At 65.2% G+C, this 19,114-nt stretch carries 23 protein-coding genes and 1 tRNA gene; 8 read left to right on the top strand and 16 right to left on the bottom strand.

The genetic code is table 11. The features are described from left to right. The 4 genes from FHX47_RS10240 to pstB form a co-directional block, all read left to right on the top strand. On the top strand, positions 1 to 871 hold an 871-nt coding region (locus FHX47_RS10240), incomplete at its 5' end, for a phosphate ABC transporter substrate-binding protein PstS (RefSeq protein WP_183358830.1). A 164-nt stretch (positions 872 to 1,035) separates the two neighbouring features. Continuing rightward, positions 1,036 to 2,013: a phosphate ABC transporter permease subunit PstC gene (gene pstC, locus FHX47_RS10235; protein ID WP_183358829.1), complete on the top strand. Its 978-nt coding sequence runs from the start codon at positions 1,036 to 1,038 to the stop codon at positions 2,011 to 2,013. Next, positions 2,013 to 3,188 carry a phosphate ABC transporter permease PstA gene (pstA, locus tag FHX47_RS10230; RefSeq protein WP_183358828.1) on the top strand — a complete coding sequence of 392 codons (1,176 nt, stop codon included), beginning with the start codon at positions 2,013 to 2,015 and terminating at the stop codon, positions 3,186 to 3,188. Before pstC ends, pstA begins: the two co-directional genes overlap by 1 nt. A 42-nt stretch (positions 3,189 to 3,230) precedes the next feature. Continuing rightward, positions 3,231 to 4,010: a phosphate ABC transporter ATP-binding protein PstB gene (gene pstB / locus FHX47_RS10225; protein WP_183358827.1), complete on the top strand. Its 780-nt coding sequence runs from the start codon at positions 3,231 to 3,233 to the stop codon at positions 4,008 to 4,010. A 38-nt stretch (positions 4,011 to 4,048) separates the two neighbouring features. On the opposite strand, the gene FHX47_RS10220 is transcribed toward pstB, so the two are convergent. The 7 genes from FHX47_RS10220 to FHX47_RS10190 all read right to left on the bottom strand — a co-directional run bounded on the left by FHX47_RS10220 (position 4,049) and on the right by FHX47_RS10190 (position 12,277). Continuing rightward, positions 4,049 to 5,062 carry an inorganic phosphate transporter gene (locus FHX47_RS10220; protein WP_183358826.1) on the bottom strand — a complete coding sequence of 338 codons (1,014 nt, stop codon included), beginning with the start codon at positions 5,060 to 5,062 and terminating at the stop codon, positions 4,049 to 4,051. Positions 5,063 to 5,068: 6 nt separating this feature from the next. Beyond that, positions 5,069 to 5,680 carry a DUF47 domain-containing protein gene (locus FHX47_RS10215; RefSeq protein WP_183358825.1) on the bottom strand — a complete coding sequence of 204 codons (612 nt, stop codon included), beginning with the start codon at positions 5,678 to 5,680 and terminating at the stop codon, positions 5,069 to 5,071. Positions 5,681 to 6,092: 412 nt separating this feature from the next. Beyond that, on the bottom strand, positions 6,093 to 7,391 hold the full coding sequence (locus FHX47_RS10210) for an ABC transporter permease (RefSeq protein ID WP_183358824.1): 1,299 nt from the start codon (positions 7,389 to 7,391) through the stop codon (positions 6,093 to 6,095). Beyond that, positions 7,388 to 8,725, bottom strand: coding sequence for an ABC transporter permease (locus FHX47_RS10205; protein WP_183358739.1), 1,338 nt, complete (start codon positions 8,723 to 8,725; stop codon positions 7,388 to 7,390). The genes FHX47_RS10210 and FHX47_RS10205 overlap by 4 nt, the downstream gene beginning before the upstream one ends. Continuing rightward, positions 8,722 to 10,299: an ATP-binding cassette domain-containing protein gene (locus tag FHX47_RS10200; protein WP_183358738.1), complete on the bottom strand. Its 1,578-nt coding sequence runs from the start codon at positions 10,297 to 10,299 to the stop codon at positions 8,722 to 8,724. Before FHX47_RS10200 ends, FHX47_RS10205 begins: the two co-directional genes overlap by 4 nt. A gap of 37 nt (positions 10,300 to 10,336) precedes the next feature. Further along, complete coding sequence (locus FHX47_RS10195; protein WP_183358737.1) at positions 10,337 to 11,431, bottom strand: BMP family lipoprotein; 1,095 nt, start codon at positions 11,429 to 11,431, stop codon at positions 10,337 to 10,339. Between the two features lie 222 nt (positions 11,432 to 11,653). Beyond that, positions 11,654 to 12,277 (bottom strand): hypothetical protein, encoded by a 624-nt coding sequence (locus FHX47_RS10190; RefSeq protein WP_183358736.1) that lies wholly within the window; start codon positions 12,275 to 12,277, stop codon positions 11,654 to 11,656. A 113-nt stretch (positions 12,278 to 12,390) separates the two neighbouring features. On the opposite strand from FHX47_RS10190, the gene FHX47_RS10185 reads away from it, so the two are divergent. After that, positions 12,391 to 12,972 (top strand): HhH-GPD-type base excision DNA repair protein, encoded by a 582-nt coding sequence (locus FHX47_RS10185; protein ID WP_246328158.1) that lies wholly within the window; start codon positions 12,391 to 12,393, stop codon positions 12,970 to 12,972. Between the two features lie 98 nt (positions 12,973 to 13,070). After that, positions 13,071 to 13,143 (top strand) — tRNA-Lys (locus FHX47_RS10180). Positions 13,144 to 13,235: 92 nt separating this feature from the next. On the opposite strand, the gene FHX47_RS10175 is transcribed toward FHX47_RS10180, so the two are convergent. The 4 genes from FHX47_RS10175 to FHX47_RS10160 form a co-directional block, all read right to left on the bottom strand. Further along, positions 13,236 to 13,799 (bottom strand): hypothetical protein, encoded by a 564-nt coding sequence (locus tag FHX47_RS10175; protein WP_183358735.1) that lies wholly within the window; start codon positions 13,797 to 13,799, stop codon positions 13,236 to 13,238. Between the two features lie 90 nt (positions 13,800 to 13,889). Continuing rightward, positions 13,890 to 14,516, bottom strand: coding sequence for a hypothetical protein (locus FHX47_RS10170; RefSeq protein ID WP_183358734.1), 627 nt, complete (start codon positions 14,514 to 14,516; stop codon positions 13,890 to 13,892). A gap of 48 nt (positions 14,517 to 14,564) precedes the next feature. After that, on the bottom strand, positions 14,565 to 15,236 hold the full coding sequence (locus tag FHX47_RS10165; RefSeq protein ID WP_183358733.1) for a DUF1801 domain-containing protein: 672 nt from the start codon (positions 15,234 to 15,236) through the stop codon (positions 14,565 to 14,567). A gap of 19 nt (positions 15,237 to 15,255) precedes the next feature. Next, a complete protein-coding gene (locus FHX47_RS10160; RefSeq protein WP_183358732.1) occupies positions 15,256 to 15,681 on the bottom strand; it encodes a CoA-binding protein in 426 nt (141 codons plus the stop codon). A gap of 55 nt (positions 15,682 to 15,736) precedes the next feature. Here FHX47_RS10160 and FHX47_RS10155 point away from each other — a divergent pair, with 55 nt between their 5' ends. Continuing rightward, entirely contained in the window at positions 15,737 to 16,183 is a 447-nt protein-coding gene (locus FHX47_RS10155; RefSeq protein ID WP_183358731.1) for an SRPBCC family protein, read from the top strand. Between the two features lie 28 nt (positions 16,184 to 16,211). Here the strand turns inward: FHX47_RS10155 and FHX47_RS10150 are convergent, their stop codons facing one another. Continuing rightward, the gene (locus FHX47_RS10150) at positions 16,212 to 16,898 is read right to left on the bottom strand and encodes a class I SAM-dependent methyltransferase (RefSeq protein WP_183358730.1); all 687 of its coding nucleotides are present in this window, start codon (positions 16,896 to 16,898) and stop codon (positions 16,212 to 16,214) included. 189 nt (positions 16,899 to 17,087) lie between these two features. On the opposite strand from FHX47_RS10150, the gene cutA reads away from it, so the two are divergent. Next, entirely contained in the window at positions 17,088 to 17,396 is a 309-nt protein-coding gene (cutA, locus tag FHX47_RS10145; protein ID WP_183358823.1) for a divalent-cation tolerance protein CutA, read from the top strand. Positions 17,397 to 17,538: 142 nt separating this feature from the next. Here the strand turns inward: cutA and FHX47_RS10695 are convergent, their stop codons facing one another. From FHX47_RS10695 to FHX47_RS10140, 4 genes are read right to left on the bottom strand one after another with little or no spacing between them, the layout of a single operon-like run. Beyond that, entirely contained in the window at positions 17,539 to 17,730 is a 192-nt protein-coding gene (locus FHX47_RS10695; protein ID WP_221206374.1) for a hypothetical protein, read from the bottom strand. Continuing rightward, positions 17,727 to 17,852, bottom strand: a complete 126-nt coding sequence (locus FHX47_RS11000) for a hypothetical protein (RefSeq protein ID WP_281376238.1) — start codon at positions 17,850 to 17,852, stop codon at positions 17,727 to 17,729. Before FHX47_RS11000 ends, FHX47_RS10695 begins: the two co-directional genes overlap by 4 nt. Next, the gene (locus FHX47_RS10995; RefSeq protein WP_221206372.1) at positions 17,825 to 18,079 is read right to left on the bottom strand and encodes a sodium:solute symporter family transporter; all 255 of its coding nucleotides are present in this window, start codon (positions 18,077 to 18,079) and stop codon (positions 17,825 to 17,827) included. Before FHX47_RS10995 ends, FHX47_RS11000 begins: the two co-directional genes overlap by 28 nt. Then, positions 18,019 to 18,987, bottom strand: a complete 969-nt coding sequence (locus FHX47_RS10140; RefSeq protein ID WP_221206370.1) for a sodium:solute symporter family transporter — start codon at positions 18,985 to 18,987, stop codon at positions 18,019 to 18,021. Before FHX47_RS10140 ends, FHX47_RS10995 begins: the two co-directional genes overlap by 61 nt. Positions 18,988 to 19,114 lie beyond the last annotated feature (127 nt).

Here is a 19,114-nt window from a genome sequence, read left to right as displayed (position 1 = left end):
GGTCGGCTCCGGCTCAGGCCGTGAGGGTTTCATCAACGGACAGTACAGCTTCGCCGGCTCCGACGCGGCCATGGACGCTGATGAGCAGTCACAGGCCGAAGCCGTCTGCGGCCCCGACGGCGTCTTCCACACCCCCTCCTATATCTCCCCGGTCGCAGTGGCCTACAACCTGCCCGATGCCGAAGAGAACATCAATATGGACGCCGAGACGATCGCCGCCGTCTTCGCCGGTGAGATCACCAACTGGAGCGACGACGCCATCGCTGAGCACAACGAAGGCGTCGAGCTGCCGGACCAGGAGATCACCGTGGTCCACCGCGCTGACGACTCCGGCACCACCGAGAACTTCACCGACTACCTCACCGAGGCGGCCGGTGAAGCAGCTTGGGAGTTCGGCACCTTCGAGACCTGGCCGGATGAGATCACCTCCGAGTCCGCTCAGCAGACCTCAGGTGTGGTCAGCCTGACCTCCGAGACCGAGGGTGCGATCACCTACGCCGACGCGTCGCAGGTCGGCGAACTCGGCACCGTGGCCGTGCAGGTCGGCGAAGAGTACGTGCCCTACTCCGCTGAAGCCGCAGCGGCCGCAGTGGAGAACTCGGAGCCGAACGAGGAGGCCGAGGGCGCAGTCAGCCTCGCCCGCGACACCACCGAGTCGGGCTCCTACCCGATCGTGCTGGTCTCCTACCACATCTTCTGCAACACCTACCAGGACCAGCAGACTGCCGATCAGGTCCAGGCCTTCGGCGAATACCTCCTGTCCGAGGAGGGTCAGCAGGTGGCAGCCGACTCTGCAGGCAACGCACCGGTCTCCGACGGCATCCGTGAATCAGCCATGGAGCGCTTGGACGCCATCAGCGTTCAGCAGTGATCGCCACGATTCGCGCCCTCGTCGTGAGTGTTCCGCATTCGCTGTGAACTTCACGACGGCACGGTGAGCCGCAGGCGCCCGAGAAGCGCTCTGAGGCCCGCGGCCCACCGTGCTGCAGGTGCTGCGTGTCCACCACTGATATCCGATCTCCGAGGAGAGACTCCGTGAACTCAACCCGCACCGCACCTGAGCGCCCCAGGGGGCTGACGGTGAAGAACGGTGCCGCCGGTGACAAAGTCTTCTCCGGCCTCACCCTGGCCGCTGGTGTCACCATTCTGGTCGTGCTGGCGTTCGTCGCCATCTTCCTCACCATAGAGTCGCTGCCCGCCCTGTCACCGTCGCTGTTCTCCGACCAAGACAGCATCGACAGCGCAGACAGCTTCTGGGACTATGTCTGGCCGCTGATGGCCGGCACGGTGATGGCGTCTGCGATTGCCATTCTGCTGGCCACACCGGTGGCTATCGGCATCGGGCTGTACATCTCCCACTACGCCCCGCGGCGCATCGCCACCCCGGTCGGCTATGTGATCGATCTGCTGGCTGCGATCCCGTCGGTGGTCTACGGCGCCTGGGGGATGACTTTCCTGGCCCCGCTGCTGGTGCCCATCTACCAGTGGTTGAACACCTATCTCGGGTGGATCCCACTCTTCGCCGAAGCAGAGGGCGCCTCGGTGACCTCCACCGGACGCACCCTGCTCACCGCCAGCATCGTGCTGGCAGTGATGGTCCTGCCGATCGCCACCTCGCTGTGCCGTGAGATCTTCCTGCAGACCCCGAAACTGCACCAAGAAGCGGCCCAGGCGCTGGGCGCCACACGGTGGGAGATGATCAAAATGACCGTCTTCCCCTTCGCGCGTGCCGGTATCGTCTCCGCGGTCATGCTCGCCCTGGGGCGGGCGCTGGGCGAGACCATGGCGGTGACCATGGTGCTCTCGCCGGGCGTGTTCTCCCTGTCGTTGATCACCTCCGGACGCAACGGCACCATCCCGGCCGAAATCGCGCTGAACTTCCCTGAGGCCTTCGGCATGCGTCAGGCCGAACTCATCGCCGCTGGGCTGATGCTGTTCATCATCACTCTGCTGGTGAACATGACTGCCCGCTGGATCGTCAGTCGGCACAAAGAATTCTCAGGAGCGAACTGATGAGCCAGAGCACCACGAACCTCACTGCCGGGCCCCCTGCCCAGAAGACCGGGTCGAACTCTTTGACGGCAGGCCTGATGCCGGGGTGGACCTGGATCGTCGTCGCCGGTGCTGCCCTTGTTCTGGGTGCTGCGATCACCGTGGTCCTCAGCGACCAGTTCGCCGTCGTCGGGTGGGTGGTGCTCTCCGGCCTGCTCTACATCGTGGGCATGTACCTGATCACACTGGTCCTGGAAACACGACGGCGGGCCACCGACATGCTGTGGAAGAACCTGGTCTGGACCGCGTTCTTCATCGCTCTGGTCCCCCTGATCTCGGTGATCTGGACCGTGGTCGCTAACGGCCTGCCCACCCTGATCAGCAATCCGGGGATCCTCACCGACGATATGTCCAACGTGGTCGGCGCCGACGACCAGGCCACAGCTGCCGGAGAAGCACCGCTGATGGGCGGGATCCTGCACGGGCTGATCGGGACCCTGACGATCACCTTGATGGCGATGGTGTTTTCTGTGCCAGTGGGACTGTTGGCTTCCATCTACCTGGTGGAGTACGGCACCGACAACTGGTTCTCCAAGGCCATCCGGTTCTTCGTCGACGTGATGACCGGCATCCCCTCAATCGTGGCCGGACTGTTCGCCTTCTCGGGGATGACCTTGTTCGTCAGCACCTTTATCAGCGACAGTCCAGCGGCGCTGCAGTCGGTGAAGATGGGGCTCACCGCCTCCATCGCGCTCAGTGTGCTGATGATTCCGGTGGTGGTCCGCTCCACCGAAGAGATGCTGCGCGTGGTGCCCAATGAGCTGCGGGAAGCCTCCTACGCGCTGGGCGTGCGCAAATGGCGGACTATCACCAAAGTTGTGCTGCCGACCGCGATGTCGGGCATCGCCTCTGGTGTCACCCTGGCCATCGCCCGGGTGGCCGGTGAAACAGCGCCGATCCTGGTGACCGCCGGCTACGCGGTATCGGTGAACTGGAATGTCTTCAGCGGCTGGGTCACCGCATTGCCGGTCTATATCTACCGTCAGCTGATCAACCCGACGGCGCCGGCCGCGCCGGACCCGGCTGCCGCCCGGGCCTGGGCGGCTGCGCTGATCCTGATCCTGATTGTGATGGGTCTGAACCTCCTTGCCCGCGTGATCGCCCACTACTTCGCACCGCAGAAGTCCGGGCGCTGAACGGTATTCGTCCCCGCAGAATGAGTGAAGAGAGAACCACCTATGTCCAAGAGCATCACCGCTGAAGACCTCAACGTCTATTACGGTGACTTCCGCGCCGTGGCCGATGTGAACATCGAGATCGCCCCACGTTCCGTCACCGCGTTCATCGGTCCCTCCGGATGCGGGAAGACCACCTTCCTGCGCAGCTTGAACCGCATGCACGAAGAGGTGCCCGGAGCCCGCGTGAAGGGTGACCTCTACCTCGATGACGACAATATCTACGCCCCCGGCGTCGACCCCGTGACGGTGCGGTCCATGGTCGGTATGGTGTTTCAGCGACCCAATCCGTTCCCCACGATGAGCGTCCGGGAGAACGTGCTGGCAGGGCACAAGCTCAACGGAACCCGGATGAGCAAATCCGAGGCCGACGACATCGTCGAAAAGGCGCTGCGCGGCGCCAATCTGTTCAATGAGGTCAAGGACCGCATGGACCGGCCCGGCTCGGGACTCTCCGGCGGTCAGCAGCAGCGGCTGTGCATCGCTCGGACGGTGGCGGTCGAGCCCGATGTGATCCTCATGGATGAGCCGTGTTCGGCTCTGGACCCGATCTCCACCCTGGCCATTGAGGATCTCATCGCAGACCTGAAGGAGGACTACACCGTAGTGATCGTGACCCACAATATGCAGCAGGCCGCACGGGTCAGCGAGAAGACGGCGTTCTTCAACATTGCTGGAGTCGGTGAACCCGGAAAGATGGTTGAGTACGACCAGACCAGCGTCATCTTCAACAACCCCTCCAACGAGCAGACCGAACGCTACGTGGCGGGTAAGTTCGGCTGATCCAGACCCCGGTCCGGCGGCGCTCGTCGTGGACCGCGCTACACCACCAGCGTGAGACAGAGGGTCAGCGCAGCCGCCGCGGTGCCTGCAGCCACCGGGGTGGCAGCCCAGAACAGGACGATGCGACGCAGCTGTCTCCAGTTGAGGGTGGCGAACCGCTGATTCGACCCCGCGCCGATAATGGCGCTGGAGGCAGTCAGCGACGTCGACAGGGGCAGCGCCAGACCCAGCGACCCGACGAACAGCAGACCCGAGGTTGATGCTGTGGCCACCATGGCTCGCAGCGGATCGATGGTCACCAACCGGTGTGCCAGCACGTGGCCGATCCGCCAGCCGCCGTGCCATGCGCCGGCTCCGATGAGCAGGGCGAAGGCGACATAGGCCACAGGCATCCAAGACTCCGGATCAGCCACCCCGGCAGCACCCATGGCGAGGATCAGCAGAAACGCGAACCGCTGACCCTGCTGCAGACCGGTCCCCAGTGAGGTCACGCCGACCGAGACCGCCTGCAGTCCGCGTGCGATCCGGTTCACGTCATCAGGGTCCTCTCCGCGGGCGATCCGCACCGCGAGGAACACCATCAGGTAGGCCACGCCGAAGGCCACCAGCGGAGACACCAGCAGGGTCAGCAGCGGGCTGAGCCAGGGCAGGGCCAGGACTTGGTCGACATCAATATCGGCAGCGAGCACCGCCGCCACCGACCCCCCGAGCAGCGCGGCCAGCAGGGCGTGCGTCGTCGACGTGGGCATGCCCTGAAAATAGGTGAACAGATTCCATCCCAGCACGGTGATCAGTGCCGCGAGGATCACCGCCAAGGTCATGCCGGAGTCCATCTGCGGAAAGTCGAACCAGGTGAAGAGATAGATCCCCAGCGGCAGTGCCATCAGCACCCCCAGAGCGTTGAACACCGCGGCAACACGCACGGCTAAACGCGCAGTCAGTGCGCGGGTGCGCACGGGGATGGCGATCGAGTTGGGCACATCGTGCAGGCCGGCGACATAGAGCGTCGGCGCCATGACGAGGCCGATCAGGCTGATCAGCAGAATGTCCACAGCGGCTCAGGACTCCCGCACAATGATCGAACCGCAGATCACCGCGACCTCCCGCTGGGCGTGGACGGCGCGCAGCACTTCGCCGGAGAGTTCGGACTGCTGCATCGCGATATTGGGTTGGAAGCTGCTGTCGGTGGCCGTGATCCACTCGCGGTGGGTGCGGTTGGCCTGTTTGGCCAGACGTTGCATCTTCGCCCAGTAGTCCTCCAGGAAGTCGAAGTCCTCCAGTCGGCTCATCGCCGCACCGGTCAGCTCCACTTGTCGCTGCAGGGTCTCCACCTGATTCTGGCTCGCCGGGGGCAGCCGCAGAGTGTCTCGGGTGAGGATCAGATCCCCGGAGGCCACCACGTGCTCCATGGTCCGGTTCAGCTGCTGGGAGAGGGCGTAGATGTCCTCCCGCGGCAAGGGGGTGAGGAAGACGCTGCGGATATGGGTCATCAGGGTGAAGTGCAGATCCATAGCCCGGCCTTCGAGCCCGAGCAGGTCCTCACGGTGGGCGGTGCGCTTGCCTGCTGGGGTGCCCAGCAGTTGGGACAGGAGCTCCACTCCCGTGCGGACCTCCTGGGCGATCCGGGTGAGCAGGTCCGTAGATTGGGCATGGCGGGATCGGTTCAACATTGGGTCAGTGCTTCCCTCGCAGTGGGACTCTGAGGCGCTCGTCGCCCCAGGGTGAACAGCAGATGTCCTTCACGTGGTGAGTGTATAGCCAGCAGGTGAATGCCCGGCAATACGTTGCCTCATGATGCAGCGCCGAGGTGCTGCGGGGGAGTGTGATCAGCCGTTGACCCTGAGCACCCGATGAGTCCGGCCGGTGGGCCTCCCGGACCCGGCACCGATTGTCTGCTGGCAACAGGTGTCGAAGTGGGCGGTCTCGAAGTGGGCGGTGTCGGGCTGGGAACGCCTCACGGCGCGTGGCCGCTCGAAGCGGCTAAAGGTTGGAGCCCGGGGGTTACCTGCAGCCCGACACCTGTCCCCAAGTGTGCCGGTGTGCCCCCAGTCAGGTCAACCACGGTCCTGCAGCCCGGCTGCTCTACTTGATGTAGGGCACACCTTCGGCAGCCGGCGGGCGGACTCTTCCGACGAATCCGGCCACCGCGAAGATGGTGATGATGTAGGGGATCATCAGCAGCATCTCGCTGGGCACCGGGGTGCCGATCGTAGAGAGCACGTTGCCGATGGATGTGGAGAAGCCGAAGAGCAGGGCTGCGCACAGTGCCCCCACCGGGTTCCACCGACCCAGGATCATCGCCGCCAGTGCGATGAACCCCTGTCCGGCCGACATCTCCTGCCCGAAGGCCAACCCCTGGCCCACGGTGAAGAAGGCGCCGCCGAGCCCCGCGATGCTTCCGGCGAAGATGGTGTTGATGGTGCGGGTCCGGTTGACGTTGATGCCCACCGTGTCGGCAGCCTTGGGGTGCTCACCCACTGAGCGCATGCGCAGCCCCCAGCGGGATTTGAACACGAAGATCTGCAGCAGGATGACGATGGCATACATCAGGTACACCAGGATGGTCTGGTTGAACATGACCGGGCCGATGATAGGGATCTGGCTGAGGATGGGGATCGGCAGGGCCGGCAGCTGTTGGCGCGCGTTCCAGATCTCCGGGCTCTGGGTGAGCACAGTGGAGTAGAGGAAGCTGGTCAGCCCGATGACCAGCACATTGAGCACGACGCCGACGATGATCTGGTTGACGTGGTACTTCACGGAGAACCACACCAGCAGTGCCCCCACTGCGGCACCGGCGAACGGTGCTGCGATAAGCCCCACATAGGCGGAGGTGAAGAGGGAGGCGGCCACTGCCGCCAGGAAAGCGCCAGCCAGCAGCTGCCCCTCGATCGCGATGTTGATGATCCCGGAGCGTTCACCCACCACGCCGCACATGGCGCCGAAGATCAGCGGCACAGACAGCGCCAGGGCTCCGGTGAGCACTGTGACCAGCGGGATGACGGCACCTCGACCGGCGCCGGCCCACACCAGGAAGGCCAGGACGAACAGCGCGCCGAAGACAATGGGGTGCCATACCCCGAGCCTCCTGCGCTGCACTGCCCGGAGCAGGGCCAACGCAGCAAGAACTGCCAGGGCCAGACCCAGCACCCAGGCAGTCGGTGCTGAGGGAACCGTGATCGCGGGGATGGTGAAGAAGTCCGTCGAGGTGGCCAGGCGGAACTGCGTCTGGGACTCAGCAGGGGCCAGCAGTGCGAAGACTGCCAGCGAGATCAGGGCAAGAATCGCGTAGGTGATCGGGAACTTCCACCGGATCGGTCGCAGCCGCGCCTCGGCCTGCTCCCGCGGAGCTGCCTCGACTGTGGTCTGGGTTTCGGCGCTCATCGGTGGCTCCCTTGCTCCTGGTGATGCTCATCAGGTACCTGGTCTGTGGACTGTCCGCCTGGGTCCGCATCATCGCGGGGCGGATCCGTCTTCGATCTGCGGCGGCGCAGCCGTGCGCGCGGTTCTCCGTCCGGACGGGGGAGGAAGAAGATGGCGCGCACTAGTGGGGGAGCGGCGATGAGCAGCACGATCACCGACTGCAGCACCAGGACAATATCGATGGGGGTGCCCGTCTGGGCCTGCATGAGCACACCCCCGGCGGTGAGGCCGCCGAACAGCAGGCCGGCAAGGAATGTGCCCAAGGGCTTTGACCGGCCCAGCAGGGCCACAGTGATCGCGTCGAACCCGATGGTCCCGGCAATGCCGGGGGTGAGCCGGTGCTCAGTGCCCAGCAGCATCGCTGCACCGCCGAGCCCGCAGAGTGCACCGCCGACGATCAGCACCAGCGCCGTCGCCTTGCCCACTGAGATGCCGGCGGTCCGTGCGGCCTGCGGGTTCTCCCCGATGGCGCGGAACTCAAAGCCCAGCGTGGAGCGCTCCATCAGCCACCACACGAAGACCGTTGCGAGGATGGCCACCAGGAACCCGGCATGGACCCGGAACCCATCGCCGAGCAGTCCGAAGAGACGAGCCGATTCGTCCACCGGCGCCGACTGAGGCTGATTGGACCCGCTTTGGGTAAACCACTGCTGCCGCAGCAGCCAGGCGAGCAGAAAGAGGGCGATGTTGTTGAGCATGATCGTCACGATCACCTCATTGGCCCCGGTGCGAGCCTTGAGCACACCGGCGATACCGCCCCAGATGGCTCCGCCCAGCACCCCGCCGGCCAGGGCCAGCAGCACATGGGCCCCCAGCGGCAGGCCGAACGCGTAGCCGATGAAACCGGCGAAGGAAGCCCCCAGGATGACCTGGCCCTGGCCACCGATGTTCAGCATCCCGGAGCGGAACCCGATGGCGATTCCCAGTCCAGCCAGGATCAGCGGAATCGAGTTGACCATCGTCTCGGTGATCGGTCGGATCGAGCGCTGGGCATTGGGGGCCTGCCAGTCGAAGACGGCGCCGCGGAAGAGCGCGGAGTAGGCGTCACGGATCACCTGGAAGCTGGTGGCGAAGAAGTCGCCGGGTTGAGCGAAGAAGTACCCCAGCGTGGACTGCACCGCCGGATTGGCCGCCAGAATCAGCACCGCACCCACCACCAGGGCAACGACGACGGCGAGCACAGAGATCAGCCATGACGACTGGCCCAGCTGGCGCAGGGCGTAGTGCGCTCGGCCTTCGGCGTCCTTCAGCGCTGCTGCCGGCTGCGTCGACCCCGGGGCCCCCTGAACGCTCACAGCTCCTCCTCCTCGGCGACTTCATCGGCCTCACTGAGAGTGGTCTTGTGGGCTGCTGCCTGGCTCGCAGCCTCTTCCGCGGGCACCCCGGCCATCATCAGCCCCAGCACATCTCGCGGAGTGTCCGCGCCGACGATCCCCACGATCCTGCCGCGGTACATCACCGCGATCCGGTCGGCGAGGTTGGAGACCTCATCCAGCTCCGTGGAGACGATCATGCACGGGGTGCCCTTATCGCGCTCCTCGATGATGGTGCGGTGGACGAACTCAATGGAGCCGACGTCCAGACCACGGGTGGGTTGGCTGGCGACCAGCACCTTCAGGTCCCGGCTCATCTCTCGGGCCAAGACCACCTTCTGCTGGTTTCCGCCGGAGAGTGTGGAGACCGGGTCGTCCACCGTGCCCAGCCGCACATCGAAGCGGTCAGTCTGCTCCACGGCGGCGGCTCGCATCACCGAAGGCTTCATCGCCATCCCGTTCGCGTAGGGAGGCTGGTCATACATGTCCAGCACAAAGTTCTCGGTGATGGAGAAGCCGGCGATCACCCCATCGGTGGATCGGTCCTCCGGCACAAAGCCCAACCCGGAGTTGAGGCGCTCCTTCACGTTCAGCTTGGACCAGTCGCTGCCGTCCAGCGCGATCCGTCCTGAGGCCGCCGCCCGAGTTCCCAGGATCGCTTGAGCCAATTCGGTCTGTCCGTTTCCGTCGACTCCGGCGACGGCCAGAACCTCGCCCCGACGCACAGAGAGGCTGATGTCATCCAGCACCACGTGTCCCGAGGCGTCGATGACGCTGAGGTTCTGCACCTGCAGGGCGTCGTCGCCGGGGGCAGCGTCCTCCTTATCAGTGGTGAGGCTGACCTCCCGGCCCACCATAAGGCTGGCCAGCTCGGTCTCAGTGGATGCGGCGGTCGCCTCCCCGACGACCCTGCCGCGGCGGATCACCGTGATCCGGTCGGCAATCGCGCGGACCTCACGCAGCTTATGGGTGATGAACACGATCGAGGTGCCGGCGGCCTTCAGCTGGCCCATGATGGTGATCAGCTCGTCGGTCTCCTGCGGGGTGAGCACCGCTGTGGGCTCATCAAGGATCAGGATCTTGGCGTCGCGCGAGAGTGCTTTGATGATCTCCACCCGCTGTTGGGCACCCACCGGCAGGTGCTCAATGTAGGCGTCGGGGTCCACGTCGAACCCGAAGCGGGCGGAGATATCGGTGACGCGCTTGCCAGCGGTGGCAAAGTCGATCAGCCCCGCCCCCTTGGTGGGTTCGTAGCCCAGCATCACTGACTCGGTGACGGTGAAGACCGGCACCAGCATGAAGTGCTGATGCACCATGCCGATGCCGGCTTCCACAGCGTCACCGGGACCGTCGAAACTGACCTCGCGGCCGTCGAGCAGGATCTGACCCTCATTGGGGTGGTAGAGCCCGTAGATGATGTTCATCAGCGTGGACTTGCCAGCCCCGTTCTCGCCCAGCAGCGCGTGGATCTCGCCGGGTTCGACGCTCAGGTCGATCTGATCGTTGGCGGTGAAGGTGCCGAACCGTTTGGTGACACCTTTGAGCTCTAACTTCACTACAACGGGCCTTAGTTCCTCAGTCGGTCAGCGGGGGTCAGGCTTCTGGGGCGTTATCGGTCTCGACGACCGTTTCACCGCTGATGATCTCCTCGCGCAGCTGCTCGACCTTATCCTTGACCTCGTCCGGGACCTCGCTGTCGTAGTCGTGGAAGGGTGCCAGGCCGACTCCCTCGTTCTCCAGGTCACCGATGTAGGGCTCGGAGCTGAACTCGCCGTTGAGGCCCTCCTCGATGGTGTCGAAGGTCGCCTGGGGAATCTGCTTCAGCACCGAGGTCAGCACAATGTCGCCGTAGTCGGTGGACTCGTAGCCGTCGGAGTCGACCCAGATCAGCAGGCCGTCAGACTCTTCAAGTGCGGGGCCTGCACCCAGTCCGGCGCCGCCGGCCACCGGCATGATGATGTCAGCATCCTGGGCGATCAGCTGCTCGGTCAGGGTGGCTCCGGCCGACTGGTCGGAGAAGTCGCCGGAGAAGGAGCCGTTCTGCTCCTCCTTGTCCCAGCCCACCAGGGAGACGTCGTCGTCGTTGTCCTCGTTGTAGCGCTCCACACCATCGGCAAAGCCGTCCATGAAGACGGTGACCGAGGGGATCTGCATGCCGCCCCAAGTTCCCACGGTGCCGGTCTCGCTCATCGCAGCGGCCACGTAGCCGGCCAGGTAGGAACCCTCGGAGGTGTTGAAGACCACCGACTTGGCATTGTCGTTGGACTCATCGGTGTACTCATCGATGAGCGCGAAGTTCATATCCTCATTGGCGGAGGCAGCCTCGTCGATCGCGTCCTTGAGCAGGAAGCCGACGCCGAAGGTGAGGTCGCAGCCCTGCTGCACCATGGAGTCCACATTGGGGCCGAACTCGGATTCGGAGCTCGACTCGGCGTCGGCATGGTCGATGTCGAGCTCATCGACCGCGTCCATCAGCCCAGCGTAGGCGGACTGGTTGAAGGACTGGTCGTTCCAGCCGCCATCATCAGAGACGATGCAGGCGGTGTAGTCGACGTCCTCCTGGGCAGCTGCGTCATTGCCGTTGTCATTGGACTCTTCCTCATCAGGTGCCTCGCCGCAGGCGGTCAGTGCCAGTGCGGCTGCGCCGAGCAGGGCAAAGCCAGCGCGCGAGGGGGTGCTCCTCATCATGGTGATTCTCCTGGTGTTCAAGTGAATTGGTGTTCAAGTGAATGATGCTGTGCGCTCCCAGGGACGAGTGCGAGCACGTCCGGGAACAGTGGACTATATCCTACGCCCTGATGCGCTGCGGGTGATGCATCTCACCGGTACTGGGCCTCGGCTGTGACCATACAGGTGAGGCGGCCGCTGATGCGATGCCGCCCATGGGCGTGGCGGAGGGTCGGTGTCCTGTCAGTCCAGCGTGCCGGCGCGGTGCGCCCGGGCGCAGGACTCCAGCTCTTCGGCGGTCCTGATCAGCTGATCGGCCTTGGACGTGAGGCGTTTGGCGTCGTCGTCGGAGTAGCCGGCGCCGGTGTCGACCCAGAGGGCCTGTCCACGGGCGATGACCCGGCAGAAGGCCCCGGCGCGGTCAAAGGCGACGTCGATCTCTCCGGAGTACATGCCGGCGAGGATCATGTCTGCCAGCCGGGTCATCTCATCGGCGGTCGGCGGTTCGGGCACGCCTGCAATGGCCGCCGGTGCCGAATGCGACCGGCCCAGGCGGTAGTACTCGCTCATCCGTTCCGGTGACTTCTGCACGGCCTCACGCAGCGCATAGATTCGCCACAGGCCGCCGGCCAAGGAATGCGGTGGGGAGTGGGACCAGAGTTCGGCGATGGCTTGGATCCCCTCGGTCTCGGCCAGGCGGACGAATCGCTGGGTCGTTTCCGGGTCTGCGGAGCTGCGTCCCTGCCCGACGACGGCGTGGGCGGTGTCGTGGGCGGCCTGGGAGATATCGGCCGGGTCGGCCCCGCCCTCACGCCGGTCGAAGGTGGCAGGATCCTGGTAGGCCGGGCGGCGGAATTGCTGGCTCATGGTGTGACAGCTCCTTTCGCAGTCCCCATTATGCCTGTGCCCCCGTACTGACGTCACCTGCGTGACCTGGGGCCATGCGCCCTGCTCAGTACCAGTGCCGCAGGAGTGACACAATGGGAGCAATGATCGACTATGACCTGCAGCTGACCGGAAACCCGGACGCTGACCGGCTGCTCAGCACCAACCCGCTGGCCCTGGTCATGGGATCGCTGTTGGACCAGCAGGTTCCCATGGAATCGGCCTTCGCCGGACCGCAGAAGCTCTATGAGCGCATCGGCAGCCTTGAGGCTGAAACCATCGCCGCCTATGACCCCGACGAATTCTTGGCTGTATTCCGGCAGAGCCCGGCGGTGCACCGGTTCCCCGGCTCGATGGCCCAGCGGGTGCAGAACCTGGCCAGCGTGATCGTTGACGAGTGGGCGGGTAAGGCCGAACGGCTCTGGACCGAGGACGACCCCACCGGCGCGGAGGTGCTCAAACGGCTGAAGAAGCTTCCCGGTTTCGGCGAGCAGAAGGCCAAAGTGTTCCTGGCGCTGCTGGGTAAGCAGTGCGGGTTCACCGGCGAGGGCTGGCAGGACGCCGCGGAGCCCTATGGGGATGAGGCTGTGATGCTCAGCATCGCCGATGTCACCTCCCCCGAGACTCTGCAGCAGGTTCGCGACAATAAGAAGGCGGCCAAGGCGAAGCAGAAGTAGGCCCCGCGGGGCCGCAGGACGAGGAATGCGGTCCACTGGCGCTGTGCGATATGCTGACGGGTGCTCTCGGTGCAGGACAGTAGGAAGAGCAGCATTTGGGGCCTTTAGCTCAGTTGGTAGAGCACTGGACTTTTAATCCATTGGTCGCGGGTTCGAGTCCCGCAGGGCCCACCCATTCGTCCCTGCTATGACGCGAACAACGCCCCCTCTCGACTCTTGGCGAGAGAGGGCGTTCTGCGGTTCTGGCGGCCTGTCTTGCCGTTTCAACTGCCGTAGTTTTCAGCCGCAGCAGCCTCACACTCCGCTGATAGACCGCCGAAGGCATTGTCCACCCGCTGCTCCCATGCCTCCACGTCGGGCCATTCCCACTCGGCCCGGAGGGAGGACTGATGCCAGAGGTATTCATGGACGTCTTCGTCGGTCATCCCGGGAGACATTATGAGGGTGCTGGTTTCTTCTCCCTCCCAGCAAGCACGGAACTCATCGAGCCGGTCCCATTCCCGCACCTCAATAAAGTCCGGGTGGCACTCCGGGTCTGGAAGCGGAGTGCCCTCCTCCCATTCGTGTGGCAAGCCCGCGGGCTCGCGATCTTCATGGGAAGCCAAGGCGTCAAGATCATCGCAGGTAACGGTGATCTCTTCACCCTGCTCCCAGGAAGCCGTTTCTGCAGCATCTTCCGCCTCAGCCGAGAGTGACTCGGTCGACGATGCGTCGTTCACCTCGCGGGGCTCGTCCGTGCCGGCGCCCTCGCCGCACCCGGAGGCCAGCATTCCGACAACGGCGAGCGCAGCGACGCCGAGTGTGCTGCGGTGGTACCAGGTTCTCATCCTTTAGCGGCTCCCCCTGTTCAGTTGTGCACCTCGGAGCGTCCAGGTTGTCATAAGGTACGGATCCGGGTCGAGACCCTCAACGGTTACTTAGGAAAAGTGGGGCGGCTCTTCGTTGGGGGCCATAGCAACGATATCCAGGCGTGGCTCCGTCAGCAGTGCGTCGATCGCGGCAGGGTCGGCGCCGATGACGGCCCAGTGCGGGTCGACGTCGTGGGTGATGCACCAGGCACGATCTGCGGGCCAGATGAACGCCGGGGGAGGCATAGCGACCTGCGCTTCAGTCCGCCAGGCTTCCTCTGCGGCGCCGGAAACGAAGTCCAGCAGCGAGACGCGGCACAACCAATAGTTCCGCTCCGGGATCTTCGCGCCCGACCCGATCGGCACCTGCGCGCCGCCCCGGAGGCGCTGGGGAAACTGGCTGTCGTCCCAGCCGTCCCACAGCAGCAGATAGCCGTCTTCCGGCGCAGAGGTGCGCGGCAGCAGGGTATCGACAGCGACACGCAGCTGCTCGACGTCATCGAGAACCCCCGGTGGACGCCCCATGTCATTCTCAGACTGCCCCGGGTAGGCCGGGTCGGGGATGAACCGCAGGCGCGCATAGGCCGAGAATGTCTGCGGGCCTACGGTGACCAGGTGCCACCACCATTGGCGGCTGGTGGTGATCCAGTCTGCCGCCGTGGAGTCCCTGCACGGAGCCAAGGTCATACGAATCATCGTCGCACACTGCTCTGCTGAGGCAGAGCGGCGCCTGGCGGAGGGTCTCTAACAGTGACTCGACGGCTCGCTGTCCCACGCACGGCGGACCATCTCTTCGAGCACGGCGAGGTCGACGTCGTCGGGCTTGTTGATGTAGAGGCAGGAGGCGCCGACAGTGTGCTTGCCCAGACGAGTCAGCAGCTGCTGCGCGCCTGCGTCGTCGGTGAGCCCGTACAGCGAGATCTTCGCCCTGCGGGGAGAGAAGCCCACGCGAAAAGTTTCGCCCTCCCGACCAGTGGCATACCGGTAGTGGACCTCTCCGTAACCGATCATCGAGGGGCCCCACATCACAGGCTGCGCCCCGGTGGCGCGTCCGAAGATCTCCAGCAGCAGGCGCCCGTGCTCCACGCGGCGCGGGGGCTCGAGCTCCTCAACGAACTCGGCCGGCGTCCGGCTCGTCGGCTTGGTTTTGATGTCGGCGGCATAGGTGCCGGTGTGTCCATCGGTGAACGTCGCCTGCCGAGCATGCGGCTCGGGCACGTGACCGCCCAGGCTGAGTCCGCGCTCCACCAGGGCGGCCTGCAGCCGTTCCAACCCCCGCCTCCCCACACCGTGCAGTGCGTCCAGCTGGGCGTAGTCAACCCCGTCAAGTGACTCCACGTGGGGGTAGCCGGCCAGGCGCAGCGCATCCCGGGCGGGGCGCCCGACGCCGGCAACGGACTCATAGGGGGTGCTCATGAGTGGATTCTACCGGCGTTCACAGGCCCAACTTGGGAGCTTCAATGGCGGGACAAGTATCCATCACGACGTCGAGCCCGGCGTCGCGGGCACGAGCAGCAGCCTCATGATCAATGACCCCCACCTGCAGCCACACAGCTTTGGCGCCGATCTCGATCGCCTGGTCCACCACGGCCCCGACCCGTTGGGAATTGACGAAGCAGTCGACGACGTCAACCTGGCCTTCAATGTCGGCAAGCCGGCGGTACCCGGTCTCCCCATGGACGTCTTCTCCGGCCAGATTCACCGGCACAATATCCATGCCCAGTTGGTCGCGAATCATTCGCGAGACCCCGTGCGCAGGCCGTCGGGTATTGGTGCTCAGCCCCACAATCGCCCAGCGGGCTGGGGTGGTGAGCAGCCGGCGGATAGTTTCTGGATCCTGAGTATCAGTGGTGGAAGCCATTCCCCCACGATAGTTGAGTGGGGCTTGCACCGTCGGGGCGCAGTACGCTGAATGCATGGACGAACAGCGGATCATCAGTGCCTCGGCCACAGTCGACGCCCCGGCAGAGACCATCTTTGAGCTCATTGCTGACCCAGCTCGGCAACCCGAGTGGGACGGCAATAACAACCTCAGCACCGCCGACTCCAGCCCCCGCGTCACCGCAGCGGGGGATGTCTTCAACATGGTGCTCACCAACGGAAAAGTGCGCCACAACCACGTGGTGGAGTTCGCACAGAACGAGGTCATCGCATGGAAGCCCGCCGACGTGGACCAGCCCCCGGCCGGACACCTCTGGCGCTGGGAGCTGGAGAGGCTGGACGAGGCCCGCACGACGGTGACCCACACCTATGACTGGACACAGTTGGAGGATGAGCAGCGGCTTCAGCGTGCCCGTAGAACGACGCCTCAAATGCTCGCAGCCTCAGTTGAGCGGCTCCGGCAGCTGGCCGAGGACGCCTGAGCCGACCCCTCGGATAGCTATGCCCTGATCAGCTCAAGCGTCTAACAATCACTACCGCATCGTGCAGCGTGGTCGAATCGCGCGGCGTGGTGGAATCGTGCGGCGTGGTGGACCGGCCGCCCGGCACGGTGACCTCGCGGGTGTGCTCCTGGGCGGAGTCGATGCGCCACTGGTGCGGATCAAAGCCGGAGGCGATCGCCTCCACGGTGACGGTCGCCTCCTCCGGGTGCGGCTCCGCGTCTGCGGAACCGTGGTGCTGATGGTGGTGGGCGCCCGAGCGGTGCAGATGCCCCACAATGATCAGCACCCCGCCGGGGGCGACCCACTGAGCCAACCGCTGGTACAGCTCCAGCTGAGGGATCGAGGCGTGGGCGTAGTTGGTGGACACCAACTCGTACTGCTGATCGGGCTCCCACGTGGTCAGATCGGCCTGCACCCAGTCCACCCGATCAGCCACCCCGGCGTCCTGGACCCGCCCCTGGGCCGAGGTCAGTGCAGTGGCAGAAATGTCGACGCCGGTGACCTGCCACCCCTGGGCAGCCAGCCACACGGCTTCCACCCCGGTGCCGCACCCGGCATCCAAGGCACGGGCCGGCGTCATACTCTGAGCCTGTTTCATCAGGTAGGGGTTCACCGGCAGCGAGCGCTCATCGGCGCCGGCCGGGGCGCCCTCACCCCATTGGCGTTCCCAATAGTCCTGGTCGAAATCGTGCATTGGCTGGTCCTTCCCGCCGGTTTCAGAGCCGTCCGCGCGCCCTCTCAGAGGTCCACTGTGTCAGAGGTCCATGGTGCCAGAACTCCACTGTGCTGAGCGGCCGCTGACCGCGCGACGCCCACATCGGCACGCAGTACGGCACCCGGAACTGCACCCAGAACCCGGACGACGTCGGGCACACTGGAGGGTATGGACACCGCCGACTTTGTGACCGTGCAGACCACCACCGACTCCTCTGACGAGGCCGAACAGTTGGCAGCGCTGGCGGTGGAGCGTCGGCTGGCCGCCTGCGTGCAGGTCTCCGAAGTCCGCAGCTACTACTGGTGGCAGGGTGAGACGCACAGCGATCCGGAGTTCCTGCTGATTCTGAAGACGACGTCGGGCTCGGTGCCGGGCATCAAGGAGCTGCTGGTCAGTCAGCACTCCTACGACGAGCCGGAGCTGATCGTGACGCCGATCATCGCAGGAAGCGAGGACCTATCTGCAGTGGATCGCTGAGAGCACCGGCTCCTGAGCGGTACTGGGGTACTGAGCGGCACTGCGCCCGCCAGGCGCCGGCGGATCGCTCACAGCCGAGAATCCCCGCTGATGTTGCATCAGCTGCGGTGAAAATGGCTGCGGTGCAACATGGCCGGGGACTTCAGCCGCTGCGGGAGGCGTCGATGAAGTCGGCAGCGCGCCGGTTCGGGGCCGAGGTGGCCAGGCTGACGCCGACGAAGATCGTCACCGCCACCAGCAGCCCCCAGATTCCGCTGCCCTGGCCCAGCCAGACCGTGGAAGTGGCCTCCAGCCAGAGCACCAGGGACCCGGCGATCACTACGGAGCTGATCACCCCGCGGCGGTGCCGCGCCGCCAGAAGAACGCCCCGATGATCGGCGGCACCATCACCAGCAGCCCCGCTGAGGCCGACACGGAGAGCACGGCGATCAGGTCCAGCTCCAGGTGGGCGAACAATACGCCAGTACTGCGATCACCGGCAGCACCAGCTTGCCCACCAGCAGCTGGCCGCGCTCGCCGGCGCCGGTGCGCGCGGCCGTGTAGACGTCGCGGGTCACCATCGAAGAGAGCGTCAGCATGATCGAATCGATGGTGGAGACACAGGCCGCCAGCACACCGACCATCACGATGATCGCCAGGGGAGTGGGCACCAGGTCCGAGCCCAGCAGCGTGGGGGTGGCCATATCGCTGCTGGCAAGGTCGGGGAACTCCAGCCGGGCGGTGAACCCCAGAAGACCGAGACCAGTGTGTAGATGAATCCGATCACCAGGAACCCCAGCAGCATCTTGCGCATCTCCCGCATGGAGCCGGGCGTGAACAGGCGCTGACTGACCTGCGGGTTGGAGATGGAGAAGAAGATCCACGGCAGGGTCAGCCCCAGGAACGTGCTGAAGGTGAAGTATCCCTCGCCCGGCACCGTCAGGGCGCCGGGGTCCTCGGCCAGCCGGTCGAAGAACATGTCCAGCCCGCCCAGCTGCCAGATGACGACCACCACCACCAGCGAGGCGCCGAGGATCATCACCACCGCCTGCAGCGAATCCGTCCACGCCACCGAGCGCAGCCCGGCCACCAGGGCGAACACCAGCGCCAGCACCACTGCCAGCACAGTGCCGGCGGTGAAGCTGATCGCCCCGTTGGTCATACCTGAGAGCAGATAGCCCACGCCTGCCAGCTGCACTGCGGCGTAGGGGATCAGGAAGATGCAGCTGGCCAGAGCGATGACGGCCCCGGCCGACTTGCTGGCGTAGCGGTGCCCGAGCATCTCGGATGGGGTGACGAACCCGTACTTCTTCCCGACTCGCCAGAAGCGCGGTCCGAAGATCAGCACCAGGGTGACCCCGCACAGGTAGAGCAGCTCGAAGCCCAGTGCCCCGACCCCGCCGGCATAGGTCAGTCCGGCCAGGCCGATCATCATGAACGCACTGTAGGTGGTGGCGCTGTAGCTCATCGCCGAGACGAAGCCACCCATCTTCCGGCTGCCAAGAAAGTAGCCGGACATCGACTGCGAGGCGCCGGCGCGTGAGAGCACAGCCATCACCAGTGCGAGCACCACGTAGATGGCCACACCGGTCCAGACCCATTCGCTGGTCACCGGCTCAGTCCTTCCACTCGCGGGTCAGGACCACGTTGATGCCGATCACCACAACGGTGCCCACGCTCCAAAAGAGGAAGCTGCCGTACCAGGCGTTGACCTCACGCAGCAGGGTGTAGGGCACAGA

The organism is Garicola koreensis (assembly GCF_014195445.1).
GTDB lineage: Bacteria > Actinomycetota > Actinomycetes > Actinomycetales > Micrococcaceae > Nesterenkonia > Nesterenkonia koreensis.
This window is presented reverse-complemented; position numbering and strand designations above follow the sequence as displayed.